Genomic DNA, 18416 nt, shown 5'->3' with positions numbered 1-18416 from the left:
AATTGGACAAGAACATGAAAATCCTCATCGTTGATGACTTCTCAACGATGCGGCGGATCATAAAAAACCTGTTGCGTGACCTTGGGTTCACTAACACGGTCGAGGCGGATGACGGCATTACGGCGATTCCGATCCTCAACAGCGGGAGCATCGACTTTCTGGTAACCGACTGGAACATGCCGGGCATGACCGGCATCGACTTGCTGCGCCACGTGCGCGCCGATGAAAAACTGCGCAGCCTGCCTGTGTTGATGGTGACCGCCGAAGCCAAGCGTGAACAGATCATCGAAGCCGCCCAAGCTGGGGTAAACGGCTACGTGGTCAAGCCATTCACTGCACTGGCCTTGAAAGAGAAGATCGAAAAAATCTTCGAACGCATCGGTCATTGATGCTGCCACGGGGGAGCTATGGAGCATAAAGAAACGTCACAGGGAGACTTTGAGTCGACCCTGAAAAAGCATGCTCACCAGTTGGTTGAAAGCCTTGAAAAAGGCCAATTCGGCGACGCGGTGCAGTTAATCCATGAGCTTAACCAGACCCGTGACCGCGGCCTGTACCAGGAAGTGGGCAAGCTCACACGCGAGCTGCACAGTGCGATCGTCAATTTTCAGATTGACCCGCACATGCCCCAGGCCGAAGAAATTTCGCAAATTACCGATGCCACCGAACGCCTGTCCTATGTGGTCAGGCTGACAGAGGCGGCGGCCAACCGCACCATGGACCTGGTGGAAAACGCAACGCCCTTGGTCAATGGCATGACCACCGAAGCACAAGCCCTGAGCGTTGACTGGGGCCGCTTCATGCGTCGCGAAGTGGGGGCCGAAGAGTTTCGTGATTTGGCGCGTCGGGTCGACGGCTTTTTGTCGCGCAGCGAGCAGGACAACCGTACGGTTGCCAGCAACCTCAATGACATTCTGCTGGCCCAGGATTACCAGGACCTCACCGGTCAGGTGATCAAACGCGTGACCCAGCTGGTCACCGAAGTGGAAAGCAACCTGCTCAAATTGGTGCTCATGGCCGGCCAAGTTGATCGTTTTGCCGGCATCGAACATGACCGCGAAGCGATCCTCTCGGAAAAAGATCCACAAAAACATCTCGCCAAGGGTGAAGGTCCGCAGATTCATGCCGATAAACGTGAAGACGTTATGTCAGGTCAGGATGACGTAGATGACCTGTTATCCAGTTTAGGCTTCTAAGGAGCACCCACATGAGCTTCGGCGCCGATGAAGAAATCCTTCAGGATTTCCTTGTAGAGGCCGGCGAAATTTTAGAGCAACTGTCCGAACAACTGGTCGAGCTGGAAAGTCGACCGGATGATGCGAACCTGCTCAATGCAATTTTTCGCGGTTTTCACACTGTAAAAGGGGGCGCCGGCTTCCTCCAGCTCCATGAGCTGGTGGAGTGCTGTCACATCGCCGAGAACGTGTTCGACATCCTGCGTAAGGGTGAGCGCCACGTCGACTCGGAACTGATGGACGTGATTCTGGAAGCATTGGATGCGGTCAACGGTATGTTCAGCGAAGTGCGCGAACGTGCCCCGATCACAGCGGCCACGCCGGAACTGCTGGCCGCCCTGGCGCGCCTGGCAGAACCTGCCGCCACCCCGGCTGCGCCGGTGGTGGAAGCAGTGCCTGCTGCGGTTGCTGAGCCGGAAGCGGATGTGACCGACAGCGAGTTCGAGCAGTTGCTCAACTCCCTCAGTGCGGTGAAGGCCGAGGCTGAGGCGCCGCAAGCGCCTGCTGCGCCCGCAACGCCGACCAGCGAAGACATCACCGACGCAGAGTTCGAATCCCTGCTCGACCAGTTGCATGGCAAAGGCCAGTTCGCCGCTGACGTGGTGGCACCCGCCGCCGAGTCGAAAGCGCCGGCGGCCCCGGCCAGCAACGACATTACCGACGACGAATTCGAAGCGTTGCTCGACCAACTGCATGGCAAAGGCACGTTTGTCGCTGAAGCCTTGCCGCAAGTTGCCGCGACCGCCGCATCCCCAGTCGCCGGTGCAGCACCTGCCAGTGCGGCACCCGCGGGCGACGGGCTGATCTCTGATCACGAGTTCGAAGCCCTGTTGGATGATTTGCACGGCAAAGGCAAGTTCACCGAAGTGGCCCCGGCCGCTGCGGCGACTGCCGCCCCGGTAGCGGCGAAACCCGCACCGGCCGCCATCCCGGCTGCCGCCAAACCCGCTCCAGCCCCTGCAGCCGCCCCGGCACCTGCGCGAGCTGCGGCGGCGCCGGTGGCCGACAAGCCTGCCAGTGAAGCCGAAACCACCGTGCGCGTTGATACCGCGCGCCTGGACGACATCATGAACATGGTCGGCGAGCTGGTGCTGGTGCGTAACCGCCTGGTGCGCTTGGGCTTGAACAGCGGCGATGAAGCCATGCAAAAGGCTGTGTCGAACCTCGACGTGGTCACCGCTGACTTGCAGACCGCGGTGATGAAAACGCGGATGCAGCCGATCAAGAAAGTCTTCGGCCGCTTCCCACGTCTGGTTCGCGACCTGGCACGCCAGCTCAAGAAAGAAATCAACCTGGAACTGGTGGGTGAAGAAACCGACCTCGACAAAAACCTTGTCGAGGCCCTGGCCGACCCGCTGGTCCACTTGGTGCGCAACGCCGTTGACCACGGCGTGGAAACCCCGGAAGAACGCGAAGCCTCGGGCAAGTCCCGCAACGGCAAGGTGATTCTGGCGGCCGAGCAAGAAGGCGACCATATCCTGCTGTCGATCACCGATGACGGCAAAGGCATGGACCCGGCGATTCTGCGCAATATCGCGGTCAAGCGTGGCGTGATGGACAAAGACGCCGCCGACCGCCTGACCGACACCGAGTGCTACAACCTGATCTTCGCCCCGGGCTTCTCGACCAAGACCGAGATTTCCGACGTGTCCGGCCGTGGTGTGGGCATGGACGTGGTGAAGACCAAGATCAGCCAGCTCAACGGCTCGATCAATATTTACTCGACCAAGGGCCAGGGCTCGAAAATCGTCATCAAGGTGCCGTTGACCTTGGCGATCATGCCGACCCTGATGGTGATGCTGGGCAACCAGGCGTTCGCCTTCCCGCTGGTCAACGTCAACGAGATCTTCCACCTCGACCTGTCACGCACCAACGTGGTGGACGGCCAGGAAGTGGTGATTGTGCGCGACAAGGCGTTGCCACTGTTCTACCTCAAGCGCTGGCTGGTGGCATCGGCCAAACATGAAGAGCAGCACGAAGGCCATGTGGTGATCTTATCCGTGGGCACCCAGCGCATCGGCTTTGTCGTCGATCAGTTGGTGGGCCAGGAAGAAGTGGTCATCAAGCCTTTGGGCAAAATGCTGCAGGGAACCCCGGGCATGTCGGGTGCGACCATTACCGGTGACGGTCGGATCGCGCTGATTCTTGATGTTCCGAGCATGCTCAAGCGTTACGCCGCACGGCGTATTTGATTCTGGTGGGGCAGGGCGGTATTGCCCGCCCCGCCTAACGGAGTGTTTATGGCAGTCAAGGTCCTGGTGGTGGACGATTCGGGTTTCTTCCGCCGCCGCGTCTCGGAAATTCTTTCCGCCGATCCAACGATCCAGGTGGTCGGCACGGCCACTAACGGCAAAGAGGCGATTGATCAAGCCATTGCGCTGAAGCCGGACGTGATCACCATGGACTACGAGATGCCGATGATGGATGGCATCACGGCAGTTCGACACATCATGCAGCGCTGCCCTACGCCGGTGTTGATGTTCTCCTCGCTCACTCATGAAGGCGCCCGGGTCACCCTGGATGCGCTGGATGCGGGTGCGGTGGACTTCCTGCCGAAGAATTTCGAAGATATCTCGCGCAACCCCGAGAAGGTCAAGCAGATGCTGTGCGAGAAGGTGCACAGCATTTCACGCAGTAACCGTCGCAGCCTGTTCAGTGCGCCGGCGCCTGCACCGGTTACGCCGCCGCCCGCAGCCCCGAGCACCTTTGGTCGCCCGGCACCTGCGCCGGTTGCGCGTCCGGCCGCCGCTCCTGCGCGTGCAGCTGCGCATTCGCCTGCACCCAAGCGCAAAGCCTACAAGCTGGTGGCCATCGGTACGTCCACGGGCGGCCCGGTTGCATTGCAGCGGGTGTTGACCCAGCTGCCAGCCAACTTCCCGGCGCCGATCGTGTTGATCCAACACATGCCGGCTGCGTTCACCAAGGCATTTGCCGAGCGTTTGGACAAGCTGTGCCGCATCAGCGTCAAGGAAGCCGAGGATGGCGACATCCTGCGTCCTGGCCTGGCGTTGCTGGCCCCGGGCGGCAAGCAGATGATGGTGGATGGCCGTGGTGCGATTAAAATCCTGCCGGGCGACGAGCGTTTGAACTACAAGCCGTGCGTGGACATCACCTTCGGTTCGGCAGCCAAGTCCTACGGCGACAAAGTTCTGGCGGTGGTGCTCACCGGCATGGGCGCCGACGGCCGTGAAGGCGCACGTCTGCTCAAGCAGGGCGGCAGCGCGATTTGGGCCCAGGACGAAGCCAGCTGCGTGATCTATGGCATGCCCATGGCCATCGTCAAGGCTGACCTGGCCGACGCCGTCTACAGCCTGGACGACATCGGCAAGCATCTGGTGGAGGCCTGCCTCTGATGGATGTCTTGAGCCTGATTGGCATCACCATGGCGTTTGTCGCGATTATCGGCGGCAACTACCTTGAAGGCGGCCACCTTGGCGCCTTGGCCAACGGCCCGGCGGCATTGATCGTGATTGGCGGCACGGTGGGCGCAGCGTTGTTGCAATCGCCGATGAGCTCGTTCAAACGTGCGATGCAGATCCTGATCTGGATTATCTTCCCGCCGCGCGTCGACCTGCCCGGTGGCATCGATCGCGTGGTCAATTGGAGCCTCACCGCGCGCAAGGAAGGCCTGCTGGGCCTGGAAGGCGTGGCCGATGCCGAGCCCGACAGCTACGCGCGCAAAGGTCTGCAGTTGCTGGTGGACGGCGCCGAGCCGGAAGCGATTCGCAGCATCCTGGAAGTGGACTTTCTCACCCAGGAAAGCCGCGACATCAACGCCGCCAAAGTCTTTGAAAGCATGGGCGGCTACGCGCCGACCATCGGCATTATCGGTGCGGTGATGGGCCTGATCCACGTGATGGGTAACCTGGCCGACCCGTCGCAGTTGGGCAGCGGGATTGCCGTGGCGTTTGTCGCCACCATTTACGGCGTGGCGAGTGCCAACCTGGTGTTGTTGCCGGTGGCCAGCAAGCTCAAGTCGATTGCTATGCGCCAGTCGCGTTACCGCGAAATGTTGCTGGAAGGCCTGTTGTCGATTGCCGAGGGTGAGAACCCGCGCTCCATCGAATTGAAGCTCCAGGGCTTCATGGATTGATGGGAGGGATTGAGTGTGAGCCGTCGCCGCCGGGAGCCTGAAGAACACGTCAACCATGAACGCTGGCTGGTGTCCTACGCCGACTTCATTACCTTGCTGTTCGCGTTTTTCGTGGTGATGTACTCCATCTCATCGATCAACGAAGGCAAGTACAAAGTCATTTCCCAGGCGCTGGTCGGCGTGTTCAACGACACCGACCGTGCCCTCAAGCCGATTCCAATCGGCGAAGAACGACCCAAGACCGTGACTCCGGCCAAGCCGCTGGTCAACGACAGCGATGAAACCGCCGCTGGCATCGGTGGCACCAGCGACCCTCTGAAAAGCATCGCCGACGACATCAGTGCCGCGTTTGGCGACCTGATCAAATCGAACCAGATGACCGTGCGCGGCAATGAGTTGTGGGTGGAGATCGAGCTTAACTCCAGCCTGCTGTTCGCCAGCGCCGACGCGATGCCGAGCGACCAAGCGTTCACCATCATCGATAAGGTGGCGGCGATCCTCAAACCGTTTGAAAACCCTATCCACGTCGAAGGCTTTACCGATAATTTTCCGATTGCCACCGCGCAGTACCCGACCAACTGGGAGCTGTCGTCGGCACGTGCCGCGAGCATCGTGCGCATGCTTGCGATGCAGGGCGTGAACCCTGGCCGGTTGGCGTCGGTGGGCTATGGTGAGTTCCAGCCGGTGGCCAATAACGCCACGGCGGAAGGCCGCGCGCGTAACCGTCGCGTGGTGCTGGTGGTGTCGCGCAACCTAGATGTTCGCCGCAGCCTGACCGGTACCGGCACCGCTAATGCAACACCGGATGCGGCCTTGAAGCGGGCTGGCACACAAACTGCACCGCCAACCGTTAAGCCGTCGGTTCGTCAGAGTGCCGTCAATTCTCCGTCACCGGCTCAATAACTTTATGCATTGTCTCGGTCGCGCTTTAGCCCACCGGGAGGAATCAACCGAATGAGAGTCTGGGCAGTTGCCAATCAAAAGGGTGGGGTCGGCAAGACCACCACCTCCATCGCCTTAGCCGGCTTGCTGGCTGAGGCGGGCAAGCGTGTGGTCGTGGTCGACCTCGACCCGCATGGCTCGATGACCAGCTATTTCGGCTACGACCCTGATGCGCTGGAGCACAGCTGCTATGACCTGTTCCTGCACAAGGGCAGCGTGCCTGCCGACCTGCCTGGGCAACTGCTGCTGCCCACCAGTAACGAAAGCATTTCCCTGCTGCCGTCCAGCACCGCGCTGGCTACCCTTGAGCGCCAGTCGCCGGGGCAGAGCGGCTTGGGCTTGGTGATCGCCAAGACCCTGGCGCAGCTGTGGCAGGACTTCGACTACGCCATCATCGACAGCCCGCCGTTGCTCGGCGTGCTGATGGTCAACGCCTTGGCGGCCAGCCAGCAACTGGTGATCCCGGTGCAGACCGAGCACCTGGCGGTCAAAGGCCTGGAACGCATGGTCAGCACCTTGGCGATGATCAACCGTTCGCGCAAACAGGCGCTGCCGTTCAGCATCGTGCCCACCCTATTCGACCGTCGGACCCAGGCGTCTCTCGGCACTTTACGTGTGTTGCGTGACGCTTACCCCGAGACCATCTGGAATGGCTATATTCCGGTGGACACGCGCCTGCGTGACGCCAGCCGCGCGGGCCTCACGCCTTCGCAGTTCGACGGCAAAAGCCGTGGTGTGCTGGCCTACCGTGCGTTGCTCAAGCATTTGCTGTCGCAGCAACTTGTGGCGCAGGTGGCGTGATGAACCGTCCCGTTCAACTCAAGACCCGGCCGCAACTGGCACTGGAATCCTACCTGGATGCGTTGCTGCAGGACGCGACCGAGGAGGAACTGCCGGAACCGATTCTGGTACTTGAACCTGCCGTCGTAGAGCCCGAAAGCACGCTGGATGAATTCCAGTTGGCGGTGCTCGAAGAACAAGCCCGCGATGCGCACGTCGTGCCGGTTGTTGTGCCGGTTGCGCCGGTTGTTGTGGCGCCTGTTGTGGTCGAGCCTGTGGTGGAAGTCCATCTGCCACCGAGCATCACGCCGCCGCCGGTGACCGGTGATGGCCGACCGTCGTGGGCCGCCGAGCCGTTCGAATGCCTGCTGTTCGACGTCGCCGGGTTGACCCTGGCGGTGCCGCTGGTGTGCCTGGGTTCGATCTATTCGCTGGAAGGCCAGGAGCTGACGCCACTGTTCGGGCAACCGGAGTGGTTCCTCGGCATCCTGCCAAGCCAAGCCGGCAACCTCAAGGTGCTGGACACCGCGCGTTGGGTCATGCCCGACCGTTACCGCGATGACTTTCGCCAGGGCTTGCAATACGTGATCTCGGTGCAGGGCTACGAGTGGGGGCTGGCGGTGCATCAAGTCAGCCGCTCGTTGCGCCTGGACCCAAATGAAATCAAATGGCGCAGCCACCGGGGCCAACGGCCGTGGTTGGCGGGCACCGTGATTGAACACATGTGCGCGTTGCTGGACGTCGCTGAGCTGGCCGAGTTGATCGCCAGTGGCGCCGTCAAGGCGATGGCGCCGAACACACACACAGTTGATTGAATAATAAGGCCCGCATGCGAGTGCGGTCAGCGAAGTACACACGCCGAGTAAAACGGCATTTGAAGGGGTCAGTGGTATGAATAAGTCAGCGTCCGCACAAGGTTTGGATGATCCGATCCTGCAATGGGTTACCTTCAAACTGGACAACGAGTCCTATGGCATCAACGTGATGCGCGTGCAAGAAGTGCTGCGCTACACCGAGATCGCGCCGGTTCCGGGTGCTCCAAGCTATGTGCTGGGCATCATCAACCTGCGCGGCAACGTCGTGACCGTGATCGACACCCGCCAGCGTTTTGGCCTGGTGCCGACCGAAGTCAACGACAACACCCGTATCGTTATCATCGAAGCCGACAAGCAAGTGGTCGGGATCATGGTCGACAGCGTTGCCGAAGTGGTTTACCTGCGCCAATCGGAAGTGGAAACCGCGCCGAACGTCGGTAATGAAGAGTCGGCCAAGTTCATCCAGGGCGTGTGCAACAAGAACGGCGAGCTGCTGATTCTGGTTGAGCTGGACAAGATGATGAGCGAAGAAGAATGGTCGGATCTGGAGAACATCTGATTGTTTCTTGAAGCAGCGGTGATTGTCCTGGCCCTGTTGTGGGCTGGGACGGTGGCGTTCCTGCTGCGCTATATGCACCAGCAACGGGAATTGGCCTTGCAACAGGCCGAGCGCGATGCCGTGCGTGACCGGCGCATCCTCGACCTGGTCAAGCGTGTGGATCACTTCCAGCAGAGTGCGGTGAAGGTCGGGGACGAGGTGCATGAACTGCGCGCGGTCCTGGCGCCGTTGCCGGACAAGCTGGCGCAGATCGAACAGCGCGACCCTTCGAGCCTGTCGTTTGCCCAGGCGGCGAAGCTGGTGGGCATGGGCGCGACCGTGGATGAGCTGACCCAGTCGTGCGGGTTGACCCAGGCTGAGGCGCAGTTGATGAGTAAGTTACACAAGAGCTGATGTGCTTGTTTAGCGGATTTTCCCGGTCAACTGGAGCCCGATACAGTCCTTGTAGCAAGGTTGCTCGCTGACATCGGGCCTGTCGTCGACGTAGAAGCCATCGCGATTGGGCATCTCCAAGTGGGTGAGGGTGGCCGCATCAACGGTGGCGCTCGCTTCCAGTAGCTGGTTCTGGTTCAGGATATACCCCACCACCGCGTACACCTGATCATTGCTCAATGATTGTGGTTGTTGGAACGGCATGGTGCGCCGCACGTAGTCGAACAGGGTGGTGGTGTAGGGCCAATAACTGCCGACGGTTTTTATCGGCTTGGGTGTGGGCAGGCTGCCTGATACACCTTCTCACCTTCCTTGACGGTGCCTTGGCCGGGCGGCAGGTTGTTGCCATCGGCTGCAACGTCAATGTTCCAGCTGGCGATGTAGTGTTCGGTCACGGGGCGGCCCACGCCGCACGAACAAACGGCGCTGCCATCGCGGGTTTATCGTCAGCTGAGTCGTTGTTCATTTTTGCTCTCCTGATCAAAAATGTTTAGGCGACTTACCAGCGCTACGCTGCACCTATCTGTTCAAGATAGTCGCTTTTAATGGCATGCCTTGAAATCAACTCCCACATAACGAACGGCCAGTTTACTTATTATTAAACGCACTAAAAAACTGTCATTTTTAACAGTGTTCGGGCGGCGGCCCACTCGCTACATTTCAGTGCGTGATGATAACGCGCAAACAATCCGAGCCACCCACAGGTCATCCGTATCCAAGCGATAAGAGGATCGACAGTAAAAGAACGTTGAAGGCACCCGATCAAGTTGCATGGACGCTTCTTTAATACCTTCGATCGAACTGAATATGCCGAGTAAAAAAGTAATGCCTGGCGCCGCCAATGAACAGAAAGCCAAGGCCCTGACCGTGCCATCTATTTCTTCGTTCTCAGACCCTGATAACAGCGATCAGGCAAACTTGCTTATTCAGTTTCTTGATCAGTTCGATCAGTTACCACACACTCGCATCTTACGTGAGCATGCCTACGCAAGGCTGGGCACCCCAGGCGGAATGGGGATCAACGTAGGGTGTGGTTGTGGCTCCGTCGTCGACGAGCTTTTTCAGCGTGGTTTGTTATCCGTGGGTGTTGATTTGAGTTGCGCGATGATCGAAACGGCACAGTCACGCTACCCTGAGCAGTCTTACCGTGTGAGCGATGCACTGACCATCGATGCGCCGGATGAAGCGTACGGCTGGTAGTGGTCGGAGCGCGTCTATCAGCACATCAGCACCCCGAAAATTGCACTTAAAGAGGCATGGAGAGTGGTGGCTCCCAACGGTCGGATATTATTAATAGACCCGGTTTGGGAGGCGTATGTCATTTACTCACATTACCCTGAACTGACGCGCGCCATCGTGCGTGCGTTTGCAGACAGCTTGGCGAATAGTCACGCCGCCATCAGCGCTGCGGATCATTTGTCCGAGCTTGGCTTTGTCGATGTACAGGTGAGCGTTGTGCCTGCGTTGCACACAGAGCTGTCGGATGTATACCCGTTACTTATCGCGCCTTTGGTAAGTCATGCGGTCGACAGCAAGGTCATCAGTGTTGAAGAGTCTGCTCAGTGGTTAAATGATCTTCAACGCCTCGCTGAGCGGGGCCGTTTTTTTGCATGCATGTCCAGACTGATCACCACGGCTCAACGGCCAAGTTGCTAGTGTTCCGCTCGAATCCCTCGCCTATCGCTCGCAGTTGAATCTGCGGGACATGTCATAGCACCATGCATGAGCATGGCACTTTTGCGTCTTTGTGCTGACCAAGCCTGTAACTGTAGGAAGTTTTACGCACAAGGATTTGAAATGTCTTTCCACGCTTTTGTTGGCATAAAACTGTCTGGTTTGCGGCGGCCCTGTGCCGCCGTCTGCGCTTGTATGGGCGCTATTTTTCTCACGGGCTATTAAAAGGACACAGGGATGAACGCCACACGTAATGGAGTGTACGGCGCCGCTTTGATGCTGGCGGCAGCAGCGCTGGGCGGTTGCGCCTCGTCGATGAGCGTCACCAACGAGCCCGGGGTGAAAATGGGCGACAGCTATGCGCAGGTGCTCGCCGTAGTGAGCCGCAACAATACCGTGACCAAGCAGGTCGAGGGCCAAGGCTTCCGAGCGCAAGGCTACTCGAAGATGTTCCAAGATTGCCGCACCAAGTACTTCATCTTCCAGGGCGCCGATGGCTTGCAGATGGTGAGTTTTGAGCCGGCGCCGCAGTTGTCGGTCGAGCAAAATTGCCGCCAGCCGTAACCGGCCCTTTCTTCCCCTGCGAGTTGAATGCTGATGACTGTTTTGCGTGTTATTCCCGTGGCGCTTCTGGTGCTGCTGACGGGGTGCGGCCAGGTGGCGAACATCCGTTCCTTGTCCACCGGCTACGCCCCACCGCAGTCAGGCGAGACCGCTCGTGTGCGGTTGATCACCGACGGCCTGGTGCGCGCAGTGCCGGGGCGCGATTGCCTGGACTGGAATGTGCTGGGCGCTGGGGTAATGGCGTCGACCAAATCCGGCTTCCCTGACCACAACGGCGAAAGCCTTGGCATGCCCGGGCCGATTTATACCTGGAACGGCGCGGTGACCACGGAGCTGGTGGTGCCGGCGAACAAGCCCATCGCGCTGCATTACCTGGGGCAATTGCAGTATTCCCGACAATGCTTCAGCAGCATGAGCTTCGTGCCGCGCCCCGGAGTGGATTACATGGTGCAGGCGACTATCTACGCGAACTGTTCCATCCAACTGCATGAACTGCCTGCGCACGGTCAGCAATGGGAGCCTGTAGAGCCCACGCCCAAGGGCAAGCTGTCGATGTGCAACGCGATGGATAACTTCTAGCCGGGCAATTAATTTGCAACCTCGATGGCTTTTTTTCCCACCGCAAAGGTCCACATCCTTCAAGCATCTTTGACTCCAGGAGTAAGCCCACCATGACCACCCCCAAGGCACTGTTGATTCTGCACGGCAAGCAAGCCCTCAATGAGGACGTGCGCGCCGCCGTGCAGGCCCGGCGCGAACAGGGCTGGGAGCTGGCGGTGCGGGTGACATGGGAGGGCGGTGACGCCCAGCGGCTGGTCAACGAAGCCTTGGCCGATGGCTATACCCACCTGATTGCCGGTGGCGGCGACGGCACCTTGCGCGATGTGGCCGAGGCGATGGCATTGGCCAAAACCGACGCCAGCCTGGTGCTGATGCCACTGGGCACTGCCAATGACTTCGCGCGCGCCGCCGGTGTGCCGCTTGAGCCTGCCCAGGCGCTGGCGCTGCTGGATGTGCCGCCAAGGGCCATCGACCTCGGCCAGGCCGGTGGGCAAATATTCCTCAACATGGCCACGGGCGGCTTCGGCAGCCAGGTCACCGCCAACACCTCCGAAGATCTGAAGAAAGTGCTGGGCGGCGCGGCCTACCTGTTCACCGGGTTGACGCGTTTCAGTGAATTGAAGGCCGCCTATGGCGAGCTGGAAGGGCCGGGCTTCCATTGGAAAGGCGACTTACTCGCGCTGGGTATCGGCAACGGTCGTCAGGCGGGCGGTGGGCATGTGCTATGCCCCGGCGCGTTGGTCGATGATGGCTTGCTGGATATCAGCATTCTGCCCGCGCCCCAGGAGGTGGTCGGCACGCTGATGACCCTGATGAGCCAGGGCTGGGGCCTGGACACTATGTTTGTGCGGGCGCGCCTGCCCTGGGTCGAGATCAAGGTGGCCGAAGGGCTGTACATCAACCTCGATGGCGAACCGTTGAAGGGCGATGACCTGCGTTTTTGCGCACTGCCCAAAGCCTTGCGCGTGCACCTGCCGCTGGGTTCGCCGTTAGTCGTCCAAGCTGATGATCTGCTCGCGAACGGCGAATAACACCAGGCCCGCCACGTCGAAAATCTGCAGGCGCTTCATGATCTGCGAGCGGTGCGCTTCCACGGTCTTGATGCTCAGGCCCAGGCCGTGGGCGATTTCCCGGGTGGACTTGCCGCGCACGATCAAACGCAGGATTTCCAGCTGGCGCGCCGTCAGGTTATGGCTGTGGGCGACAGGGGCGCTCTGGCCCTGGTTGCGAATCAGCGCCTGATTGATCACCGTGTGGGCAATCGCGGGGCTCAGGTAACGCTCGTTGTTGCGCAAGGCCTGCAGGGCGTGTTCCAGCTCGCTGGCGGTGGTGTCTTTGAGCAGGTAGCCATGGGCGCCGGACTCCAGCGCACGCATGATCAGCTCCGGGTCGGTGTTCATCGACAGGATCAGCACCTTGCTCTTGGGGTAGGCCGCCTTGAGTTGCTGCAAGGCATCCAGGCCACCGACGTGCTTCATTGACAGGTCCAGCAGCACGATGTCTGGCTGCAGGGTGCTGAACTTCTCCAGCAACTGCGCGCCATCGCTGGCTTCGCCGATCACTGTGTAGCCGGGCGTATCTTGGATCAGCGCACGTACGCCGGCCCGAATCAGTGCGTGGTCATCCACCAAGAGTAAATTGCAGGTCACTGGAGAACCTTAGGGGAACTGGCCCGTTCGAGGGCGCGCGGCGCCCAGGGGAAAAGCGCGTCGATCCGGGTCCCTTTGCCAGGCTGGCTGGTGACGGACAAGGTGCCCCCCAACTGATCTATCCGCTCGGACATACCGGCCATGCCCCGTTGGCCTTCTAGCCCTGGGTTGATGGCAGGCGAGAAGCCCAGGCCGTCATCGCAGATCATCAGCGACAGGCCTTCGGGCAGGCGTTGCAGGCGTACCAACAAATTGTGTGCCTGGGCGTGGCGAAGCATATTGGTCACCGCTTCCTGGGTGATGCGAAAGGCCGCCACGGCCATTTCTTCCGGGATGCCGGTCAGCCGTTGCTGGCATTCGAGGCTCCAGTGCACTGGGGTGTTTTCCAAGGTCTTGAGCAGGTGCGCGCGCAGGCTCGCCTCCAAACCCAGGCTGGCCAGCTGCCTTGGGTTGAGGATGGCGGACACGTCGCGCACCTTCGCCAAGGTTTCATTCAGGGTGTTGCACAGCACAGTACATTGGCTTTGCAGGTCGTCAGGCAGGCGGCGTTTGAGCCATTCGCTTTGCAGCTTGGCGGCGGTGAGCAATTGGCCGATGTCGTCATGCAATTCGCGGCTGAGGCGATGGCGCTCGTTTTCTTGCACTTGCAGCAAGCGATCGGCCAATTCCTGCGGCTGGAATTTTATCGATTTGCGCGAACTCCACTGTTGCAGGCCCACCACCAGCAACGTGGCCAGGTTCAGCAGCAGGACCGATAGCGGCAACGGCGCGGATTGGGTGTAGGCCCACAGGCTGACCAGCAATGAGCAAAGGCACAGGGCGAGAACGATGCGACGGGCATTGCTGCGGGACACGGATCTGGCGATGAGTGACTTTAGGCTGGCGTACATAGCGGATGGAGCCAATGAAGGTTCGCTGCGGGAAGACCGGTCACGGCAGCTGACAGGGCTCTGTTTGGAATACGGGGCCGAAACATTTGCATACTTTATGAAGTTGAGTCACTTCGAGCGGTGCATAGTACCACCACTATTACCGTTGGTCGCCTGGCGCCTCGCGTGACCGGTTTATTAACCACACGGACACGCCCTGGGCCTAATTCTAGAGTTAGAGAATCCCAGAGTTCAAAGAGGGCAGATATAGAGGGTGTAATTGTATTTATTAAGTTGCTTTGTAGCGTTATAGCGTTGATGGCTAATTGATATGTCTTGCGTCGTTTTTAGATAACTCGCCGATTAAAGACGACCTCGCCAACACTCAAAACGTGTGATGCAGGCGCTGCTGCGGTTTAAAGCCGTAGTCTTTCTGCGGGATCTGCAACGTGACTGTCGCGATCAATTTAGTTTGCTCGCTTTCATCCAGGGTCAACTCACCGGTCCGGGAGTCGATCAATTCCAGTTGCCAGGCCAGCAGCGTCAAGCAGTCATGCAGGGCATTCAACGCCTGGTCATGCAGTTCCATAGGGCTTACGGCATTGGCAATCAGGTACTGAATATGCCGGGAGAATTCGCTGATGGCCTGCAGCGCCTGGCCTTCGGCCTTTTCAGCCAGCTTGGCCAGGCTGGCTTTCATGCAGTCGATGGCATCGCTGTCGTTGCGGATCAAATGCAAGTGGTTCAAGCACTCCTGCGACTTGGCCAGGAGCGTCTCGGCTTCGAGCAGGAATTCGGGAAGTGCTGTTTGCCATTCGTTAGCATTATTCATCATGCAAGTCTCCGCAACATAAGGCCGGGTGATGAGATGCCGCACCGGGTGAATGGCGTAAAACTACCGCTGAAATATGACTGGAATCTGTAGCCCGTTTCTGAGTTTTCAGTAGGACCGATACTTGATTGATTACGATTGCCGCGCGAGGCTCTGGGTATCAGGGGCGACTGCACAACTTCAGCTGCCGCCACGTGAATCACTGGAAGACCCGTGGGCCGAGGGCTTGGGATGGCAAACAAAAGCCTGACTCCATTCATGCAATGAGAATGGCGTCACATTAATGGCTATTAGATATTGCGAATATCAGGTTGGGCCTGATTGTGCATAGGGGAATCCCTTACGCAGCGGAACCTTGCGTCTATTTGCGTGTCGCGTAACGTTGCTATAGAGCCGTTTGGAGAGGCCGTTGCAGTAAAGCATGATGTCAGTGTGACATCAATGCATTTACGTGGCAATTTATCAGGGTCAAGGTCTGGCGCTTGCCGCCGATAACAGCCTTAAGTGAGCAGCACAATCCCATATCAGGAGCTTTCAATGGCCGGCATTCTCGACACGGTAGATCAACGCACGCAACTGGTGGGTGAGAATCGCCTGGAGATTCTTATGTTTCGCCTGGCCGGGCGGCAGCTGTTTGCGATCAACGTGTTCAAGGTGCAGGAGGTCTTGCAACTGCCCAAGCTGACCCTGATGCCCCAGCGCCACCCGTTCGTATGCGGCGTGGTCAACCTGCGCGGCCAGACCTTGCCGGTGATTGACCTGTCCCAGGCTATTGGCATGCGCCCGCTGGTGCCGGGGCCCAACAGCACGATTATCGTCACCGAGTACAACCGTTCGGTGCAGGCGTTCCTGGTGGGCGGCGTGGACCGCATCGTCAACATGAACTGGGAAGCCATCCTGCCACCGCCGGTCAGTGCCGGTCGTCAGCATTACCTCACCGCCATCAGCAAGGTCGATGACCAGTTGGTGGAAATCATCGACGTGGAAAAAGTCCTCGCCGAAATCGTGCCGTACAACGCCAAGGTTTCCCGCGAAAAACTCGAAGACCCAGTGCTGGAACGCGCCCGTGGTCGCGAAGTACTGCTGGTGGACGACTCCAATGTGGCCCTGTCGCAACTGCGCGACACCCTTGGCCAACTCGGGGTGAAGATGCACATCGCCAGCGACGGCCTCAAGGCGCTGAACATGCTCAAAGCCTGGGCCGACAGCGGCCAGGTCATGACCGACAAACTGCTGATGATCTTTACCGACGCCGAAATGCCTGAGATGGACGGCTACCGCCTCACCACCGAGATCCGCAACGACCCGCGCCTGCGTGGGCTGTATGTGGTGCTGCACACCTCGCTGTCGGGCAGCTTCAACGAGTCGATGGTCAAGAAGGTCGGTTGCGATAACTTCCTGTCCAAATTCCAGCCCGACAAACTGGTGGATGTGGTGCGCCAACGGCTGATGCTGGACGTAGTGCCGGCTTGACCTACTGTGTGGTAACCCGGCCTGCTCGCCATCAGTAACTTCGCCACACTGACATCCAGCGCCCTTTGATTCTGGGAGCGCCGTCCTATAGGGTGACGCTTCGTCCCCTTCAGGAAAGCAGGCCCATGCTTCGTCTCAGCGCGCTGTACCGTTACCCCTTGAAGTCCGGCAAGGCCGAAGTCTTGCAACACATCGGCCTGGATAAAATCGGGCTGGACGGGGATCGACGCTGGATGCTGGTGGACGAAGCCAGCGGGCGCTTTCTCACACAACGGGCCGTGGCGAAAATGAGCCAACTGGCGGCGTTGTGGAACAGTGCCGGTGGCCTGACCCTGAGTTCGCCGGGTTTCGCGCCGCTGGACGTGGCGCTGCCCGGCAATGATGCCGAGTTGCGCGGCGTGACCATCTGGCGCGATACCTTGCGGGTGCCGGATGCAGGCGATGCAGCCGCCGCCTGGGTCAGCGACTTTATCGGCAAGCCTACGCGGCTCGTGCAAATGCCGCTTGAGCGCGCGCGTACCACCGAGGCCGGTTTCGGCAACGATGATGACCAGGTGGCGTTTGCCGACGGTTACCCGCTGTTACTAATCGGCCAGGGCTCTCTGGACGACCTTTCCCAGCACGTTGGGCGGCCCATGGAAATGCTGCGTTTTCGTCCCAACCTGGTGATCGAAGGCGCTGAGGCATTCGCCGAAGACGGCTGGAAGCGCCTGCGTATCGGCGATGTCGAGTTGCGCGTGGTCAAGCCTTGCTCACGCTGCATTCTCACCACGATCGACCCCGCCACCGGCGAACGCAGTGCCGACCGCGAACCCTTCGTCACGCTCGATGCCTATCGTAAGACGGAAAATGGCGCGATGTTCGGCCAGAACTTGGTCAACGATGGCCCTGGGCGCCTGGAAGTCGGCATGCCGGTGACTGTTCTCGAGTAATTTGCGCTGCCCACAAAAAATGCCCGTCTCCTGCGAGACGGGCATTTTTTTGACCGAGGCAAACTTAGCCGCGGTATTCGCACAGGTAAGCCGTATCCACCGCGACCTTCAACTGGAACTTGCTGTTGGCCGGTACGTTGAACTGGCTGCCGGCGGCGAAGGTTTCCCACTCGCTGGCGTCAGGCAGTTTGACGCTCAGGGCGCCGGACACCACGTGCATGATTTCACGCTGGGCGGTGCCGAATTCGTATTCACCCGGAGCCATCACGCCGATGGTCGCCGGACCTTCTGCGGTGCCGAAAGCGATCGACTTGACGGTGCCGTCGAAGTATTCGTTGACTTTAAACATGGGTGAATCCTCGGAAAAGGGTCTGGAAAGGTCGGCCAGTATGCCCAAGGCCAGGGGAGCTGCCTAGACCGGCAAAATCAACGGCAGCAGGCGTGCGGTGTTGCGTGCATCCTCCAGCGCCCGGTGCTGCTGGCCATGGAACTGCATCCCGGCCAATTGCAGGGCGCCGTTAAGCCCCAGTGGCTTATCCAGGCGCCGCGCCTTAGCGAAGCGCTGCTTGAGGTTCACATGCGGCGTTTGCGCGAGCGCGCTGGCCAGGCCATGGCGTTGCCATTCCAGCTCTAGCTGCTTGCGGTCGTAGTCACCCCAGCTGGCCCAGCCTTCCAGGCGGGTTTGATGCTGGCCCAGCCAGCGCTCAAACAACGGCCACACCTCGGTCATCGGCGCAGCGCCGTCGATGTTGGCCTGGGTGATATGGGTTAATTGGCGGCAGAAGGGCGTCAGCAAAGGCCGACGCAGCGGCCGCACAAAGCGCTGGAAGTGATCCAGCTCACGGCCCTGGCGGTTTACCAGGCTCGCGCCGATCTCGATGACTTCCATCTCCGTCACGGGCCAGCCGCCTTCATCCGTTGTGGCTTCCAAGTCAATAATCAGCCAATGAGGCATCGCGCAGGTTCCCGTACTCTTCCCGTCCTGATGGGGATAGAGCGTAGCCCG

Annotated in this window: 24 protein-coding genes; 17 read left to right on the top strand and 7 right to left on the bottom strand. The window is 59.7% G+C overall.

All coding sequences use genetic code 11. The features are described from left to right. Nucleotides 1-14 precede the first annotated feature (14 nt). The 10 genes from KZH41_RS22005 (at nucleotide 15) to KZH41_RS21960 (ending at nucleotide 8817) form a co-directional block, all read left to right on the top strand. Complete coding sequence (locus KZH41_RS22005; protein WP_005790040.1) at nucleotides 15-389, top strand: chemotaxis response regulator CheY; 375 nt, start codon at nucleotides 15-17, stop codon at nucleotides 387-389. An 18-nt stretch (nucleotides 390-407) separates the two neighbouring features. Continuing rightward, nucleotides 408-1196, top strand: a complete 789-nt coding sequence (locus KZH41_RS22000; protein ID WP_094950762.1) for a protein phosphatase CheZ — start codon at nucleotides 408-410, stop codon at nucleotides 1194-1196. An 11-nt stretch (nucleotides 1197-1207) separates the two neighbouring features. After that, the gene (locus tag KZH41_RS21995) at nucleotides 1208-3427 is read left to right on the top strand and encodes a chemotaxis protein CheA (protein WP_263273702.1); all 2220 of its coding nucleotides are present in this window, start codon (nucleotides 1208-1210) and stop codon (nucleotides 3425-3427) included. Between the two features lie 48 nt (nucleotides 3428-3475). Continuing rightward, nucleotides 3476-4588 (top strand): protein-glutamate methylesterase/protein-glutamine glutaminase, encoded by a 1113-nt coding sequence (locus KZH41_RS21990; RefSeq protein WP_094950764.1) that lies wholly within the window; start codon nucleotides 3476-3478, stop codon nucleotides 4586-4588. Next, nucleotides 4588-5328: a flagellar motor protein gene (locus KZH41_RS21985; protein WP_094950765.1), complete on the top strand. Its 741-nt coding sequence runs from the start codon at nucleotides 4588-4590 to the stop codon at nucleotides 5326-5328. Before KZH41_RS21990 ends, KZH41_RS21985 begins: the two co-directional genes overlap by 1 nt. 15 nt (nucleotides 5329-5343) lie before the next feature. Next, entirely contained in the window at nucleotides 5344-6231 is an 888-nt protein-coding gene (gene motD, locus KZH41_RS21980; RefSeq protein WP_094950797.1) for a flagellar motor protein MotD, read from the top strand. 51 nt (nucleotides 6232-6282) lie between these two features. After that, nucleotides 6283-7071, top strand: coding sequence for a ParA family protein (locus KZH41_RS21975; RefSeq protein ID WP_017134961.1), 789 nt, complete (start codon nucleotides 6283-6285; stop codon nucleotides 7069-7071). Then, the gene (locus KZH41_RS21970) at nucleotides 7071-7865 is read left to right on the top strand and encodes a CheW domain-containing protein (protein WP_263273701.1); all 795 of its coding nucleotides are present in this window, start codon (nucleotides 7071-7073) and stop codon (nucleotides 7863-7865) included. The genes KZH41_RS21975 and KZH41_RS21970 overlap by 1 nt, the downstream gene beginning before the upstream one ends. 76 nt (nucleotides 7866-7941) lie before the next feature. After that, nucleotides 7942-8424, top strand: coding sequence for a chemotaxis protein CheW (locus tag KZH41_RS21965; protein ID WP_003236843.1), 483 nt, complete (start codon nucleotides 7942-7944; stop codon nucleotides 8422-8424). Further along, complete coding sequence (locus tag KZH41_RS21960; RefSeq protein ID WP_263273700.1) at nucleotides 8425-8817, top strand: DUF2802 domain-containing protein; 393 nt, start codon at nucleotides 8425-8427, stop codon at nucleotides 8815-8817. Between the two features lie 9 nt (nucleotides 8818-8826). Here KZH41_RS21960 and KZH41_RS21955 read toward each other — a convergent pair whose 3' ends face one another. After that, on the bottom strand, nucleotides 8827-9060 hold the full coding sequence (locus tag KZH41_RS21955; RefSeq protein ID WP_218193667.1) for a hypothetical protein: 234 nt from the start codon (nucleotides 9058-9060) through the stop codon (nucleotides 8827-8829). A gap of 59 nt (nucleotides 9061-9119) precedes the next feature. Further along, nucleotides 9120-9251: a hypothetical protein gene (locus KZH41_RS21950; protein ID WP_263273699.1), complete on the bottom strand. Its 132-nt coding sequence runs from the start codon at nucleotides 9249-9251 to the stop codon at nucleotides 9120-9122. Between the two features lie 376 nt (nucleotides 9252-9627). Here KZH41_RS21950 and KZH41_RS21945 point away from each other — a divergent pair, with 376 nt between their 5' ends. The 5 genes from KZH41_RS21945 to yegS all read left to right on the top strand — a co-directional run bounded on the left by KZH41_RS21945 (nucleotide 9628) and on the right by yegS (nucleotide 12686). Further along, nucleotides 9628-10056, top strand: a complete 429-nt coding sequence (locus tag KZH41_RS21945; protein WP_263273698.1) for a class I SAM-dependent methyltransferase — start codon at nucleotides 9628-9630, stop codon at nucleotides 10054-10056. A gap of 66 nt (nucleotides 10057-10122) precedes the next feature. After that, a complete protein-coding gene (locus tag KZH41_RS21940) occupies nucleotides 10123-10512 on the top strand; it encodes a hypothetical protein (RefSeq protein ID WP_263273697.1) in 390 nt (129 codons plus the stop codon). Nucleotides 10513-10767: 255 nt separating this feature from the next. Continuing rightward, nucleotides 10768-11094 carry a hypothetical protein gene (locus KZH41_RS21935; RefSeq protein ID WP_094950770.1) on the top strand — a complete coding sequence of 109 codons (327 nt, stop codon included), beginning with the start codon at nucleotides 10768-10770 and terminating at the stop codon, nucleotides 11092-11094. A gap of 33 nt (nucleotides 11095-11127) precedes the next feature. After that, the gene (locus KZH41_RS21930; protein ID WP_263273696.1) at nucleotides 11128-11673 is read left to right on the top strand and encodes a hypothetical protein; all 546 of its coding nucleotides are present in this window, start codon (nucleotides 11128-11130) and stop codon (nucleotides 11671-11673) included. A 92-nt stretch (nucleotides 11674-11765) separates the two neighbouring features. Next, nucleotides 11766-12686: a lipid kinase YegS gene (gene yegS / locus KZH41_RS21925; protein WP_094950771.1), complete on the top strand. Its 921-nt coding sequence runs from the start codon at nucleotides 11766-11768 to the stop codon at nucleotides 12684-12686. Here yegS and KZH41_RS21920 read toward each other — a convergent pair. The 3 genes from KZH41_RS21920 to KZH41_RS21910 form a co-directional block, all read right to left on the bottom strand. Continuing rightward, nucleotides 12645-13304: a response regulator transcription factor gene (locus KZH41_RS21920; RefSeq protein ID WP_094950772.1), complete on the bottom strand. Its 660-nt coding sequence runs from the start codon at nucleotides 13302-13304 to the stop codon at nucleotides 12645-12647. The genes yegS and KZH41_RS21920 overlap by 42 nt on opposite strands. Then, the gene (locus KZH41_RS21915; RefSeq protein ID WP_094950773.1) at nucleotides 13301-14194 is read right to left on the bottom strand and encodes a sensor histidine kinase; all 894 of its coding nucleotides are present in this window, start codon (nucleotides 14192-14194) and stop codon (nucleotides 13301-13303) included. The genes KZH41_RS21920 and KZH41_RS21915 overlap by 4 nt, the downstream gene beginning before the upstream one ends. A gap of 364 nt (nucleotides 14195-14558) precedes the next feature. Further along, nucleotides 14559-15008 (bottom strand): hypothetical protein, encoded by a 450-nt coding sequence (locus KZH41_RS21910; RefSeq protein ID WP_242151584.1) that lies wholly within the window; start codon nucleotides 15006-15008, stop codon nucleotides 14559-14561. Nucleotides 15009-15542: 534 nt separating this feature from the next. Between KZH41_RS21910 and KZH41_RS21905 the strand changes: the two genes are divergently transcribed. Continuing rightward, on the top strand, nucleotides 15543-16478 hold the full coding sequence (locus KZH41_RS21905; protein WP_263273695.1) for a chemotaxis protein CheV: 936 nt from the start codon (nucleotides 15543-15545) through the stop codon (nucleotides 16476-16478). Between the two features lie 125 nt (nucleotides 16479-16603). Next, nucleotides 16604-17410 carry an MOSC domain-containing protein gene (locus KZH41_RS21900; protein ID WP_263273694.1) on the top strand — a complete coding sequence of 269 codons (807 nt, stop codon included), beginning with the start codon at nucleotides 16604-16606 and terminating at the stop codon, nucleotides 17408-17410. A 64-nt stretch (nucleotides 17411-17474) separates the two neighbouring features. On the opposite strand, the gene KZH41_RS21895 is transcribed toward KZH41_RS21900, so the two are convergent. Next, entirely contained in the window at nucleotides 17475-17759 is a 285-nt protein-coding gene (locus KZH41_RS21895; protein ID WP_094950776.1) for a pyrimidine/purine nucleoside phosphorylase, read from the bottom strand. Between the two features lie 63 nt (nucleotides 17760-17822). Further along, nucleotides 17823-18365: an exonuclease domain-containing protein gene (locus KZH41_RS21890; RefSeq protein WP_094950777.1), complete on the bottom strand. Its 543-nt coding sequence runs from the start codon at nucleotides 18363-18365 to the stop codon at nucleotides 17823-17825. Nucleotides 18366-18416 lie beyond the last annotated feature (51 nt).

Source organism: Pseudomonas sp. YeP6b (assembly GCF_025642995.1).
Lineage (GTDB): Bacteria > Pseudomonadota > Gammaproteobacteria > Pseudomonadales > Pseudomonadaceae > Aquipseudomonas.
This window is presented reverse-complemented; position numbering and strand designations above follow the sequence as displayed.

What these genes read in the sequence shown, in the direction of transcription:
- KZH41_RS22005 (WP_005790040.1), top strand. Translation starts at nt 15, where the DNA reads ATGAAAATCCTCATCGTTGATGACTTCTCAACGATGCGGCGGATCATA.
- KZH41_RS22000 (WP_094950762.1), top strand. Translation starts at nt 408, where the DNA reads ATGGAGCATAAAGAAACGTCACAGGGAGACTTTGAGTCGACCCTGAAA.
- KZH41_RS21995 (WP_263273702.1), top strand. Translation starts at nt 1,208, where the DNA reads ATGAGCTTCGGCGCCGATGAAGAAATCCTTCAGGATTTCCTTGTAGAG.
- KZH41_RS21990 (WP_094950764.1), top strand. Translation starts at nt 3,476, where the DNA reads ATGGCAGTCAAGGTCCTGGTGGTGGACGATTCGGGTTTCTTCCGCCGC.
- KZH41_RS21985 (WP_094950765.1), top strand. Translation starts at nt 4,588, where the DNA reads ATGGATGTCTTGAGCCTGATTGGCATCACCATGGCGTTTGTCGCGATT.
- KZH41_RS21975 (WP_017134961.1), top strand. Translation starts at nt 6,283, where the DNA reads ATGAGAGTCTGGGCAGTTGCCAATCAAAAGGGTGGGGTCGGCAAGACC.
- KZH41_RS21970 (WP_263273701.1), top strand. Translation starts at nt 7,071, where the DNA reads ATGAACCGTCCCGTTCAACTCAAGACCCGGCCGCAACTGGCACTGGAA.
- KZH41_RS21965 (WP_003236843.1), top strand. Translation starts at nt 7,942, where the DNA reads ATGAATAAGTCAGCGTCCGCACAAGGTTTGGATGATCCGATCCTGCAA.
- KZH41_RS21955 (WP_218193667.1), bottom strand. Translation starts at nt 9,060, where the DNA reads ATGCCGTTCCAACAACCACAATCATTGAGCAATGATCAGGTGTACGCG.
- KZH41_RS21945 (WP_263273698.1), top strand. Translation starts at nt 9,628, where the DNA reads ATGGACGCTTCTTTAATACCTTCGATCGAACTGAATATGCCGAGTAAA.
- KZH41_RS21935 (WP_094950770.1), top strand. Translation starts at nt 10,768, where the DNA reads ATGAACGCCACACGTAATGGAGTGTACGGCGCCGCTTTGATGCTGGCG.
- KZH41_RS21930 (WP_263273696.1), top strand. Translation starts at nt 11,128, where the DNA reads ATGACTGTTTTGCGTGTTATTCCCGTGGCGCTTCTGGTGCTGCTGACG.
- yegS (WP_094950771.1), top strand. Translation starts at nt 11,766, where the DNA reads ATGACCACCCCCAAGGCACTGTTGATTCTGCACGGCAAGCAAGCCCTC.
- KZH41_RS21915 (WP_094950773.1), bottom strand. Translation starts at nt 14,194, where the DNA reads ATGTACGCCAGCCTAAAGTCACTCATCGCCAGATCCGTGTCCCGCAGC.
- KZH41_RS21910 (WP_242151584.1), bottom strand. Translation starts at nt 15,008, where the DNA reads ATGATGAATAATGCTAACGAATGGCAAACAGCACTTCCCGAATTCCTG.
- KZH41_RS21905 (WP_263273695.1), top strand. Translation starts at nt 15,543, where the DNA reads ATGGCCGGCATTCTCGACACGGTAGATCAACGCACGCAACTGGTGGGT.
- KZH41_RS21900 (WP_263273694.1), top strand. Translation starts at nt 16,604, where the DNA reads ATGCTTCGTCTCAGCGCGCTGTACCGTTACCCCTTGAAGTCCGGCAAG.
- KZH41_RS21895 (WP_094950776.1), bottom strand. Translation starts at nt 17,759, where the DNA reads ATGTTTAAAGTCAACGAATACTTCGACGGCACCGTCAAGTCGATCGCT.
- KZH41_RS21890 (WP_094950777.1), bottom strand. Translation starts at nt 18,365, where the DNA reads ATGCCTCATTGGCTGATTATTGACTTGGAAGCCACAACGGATGAAGGC.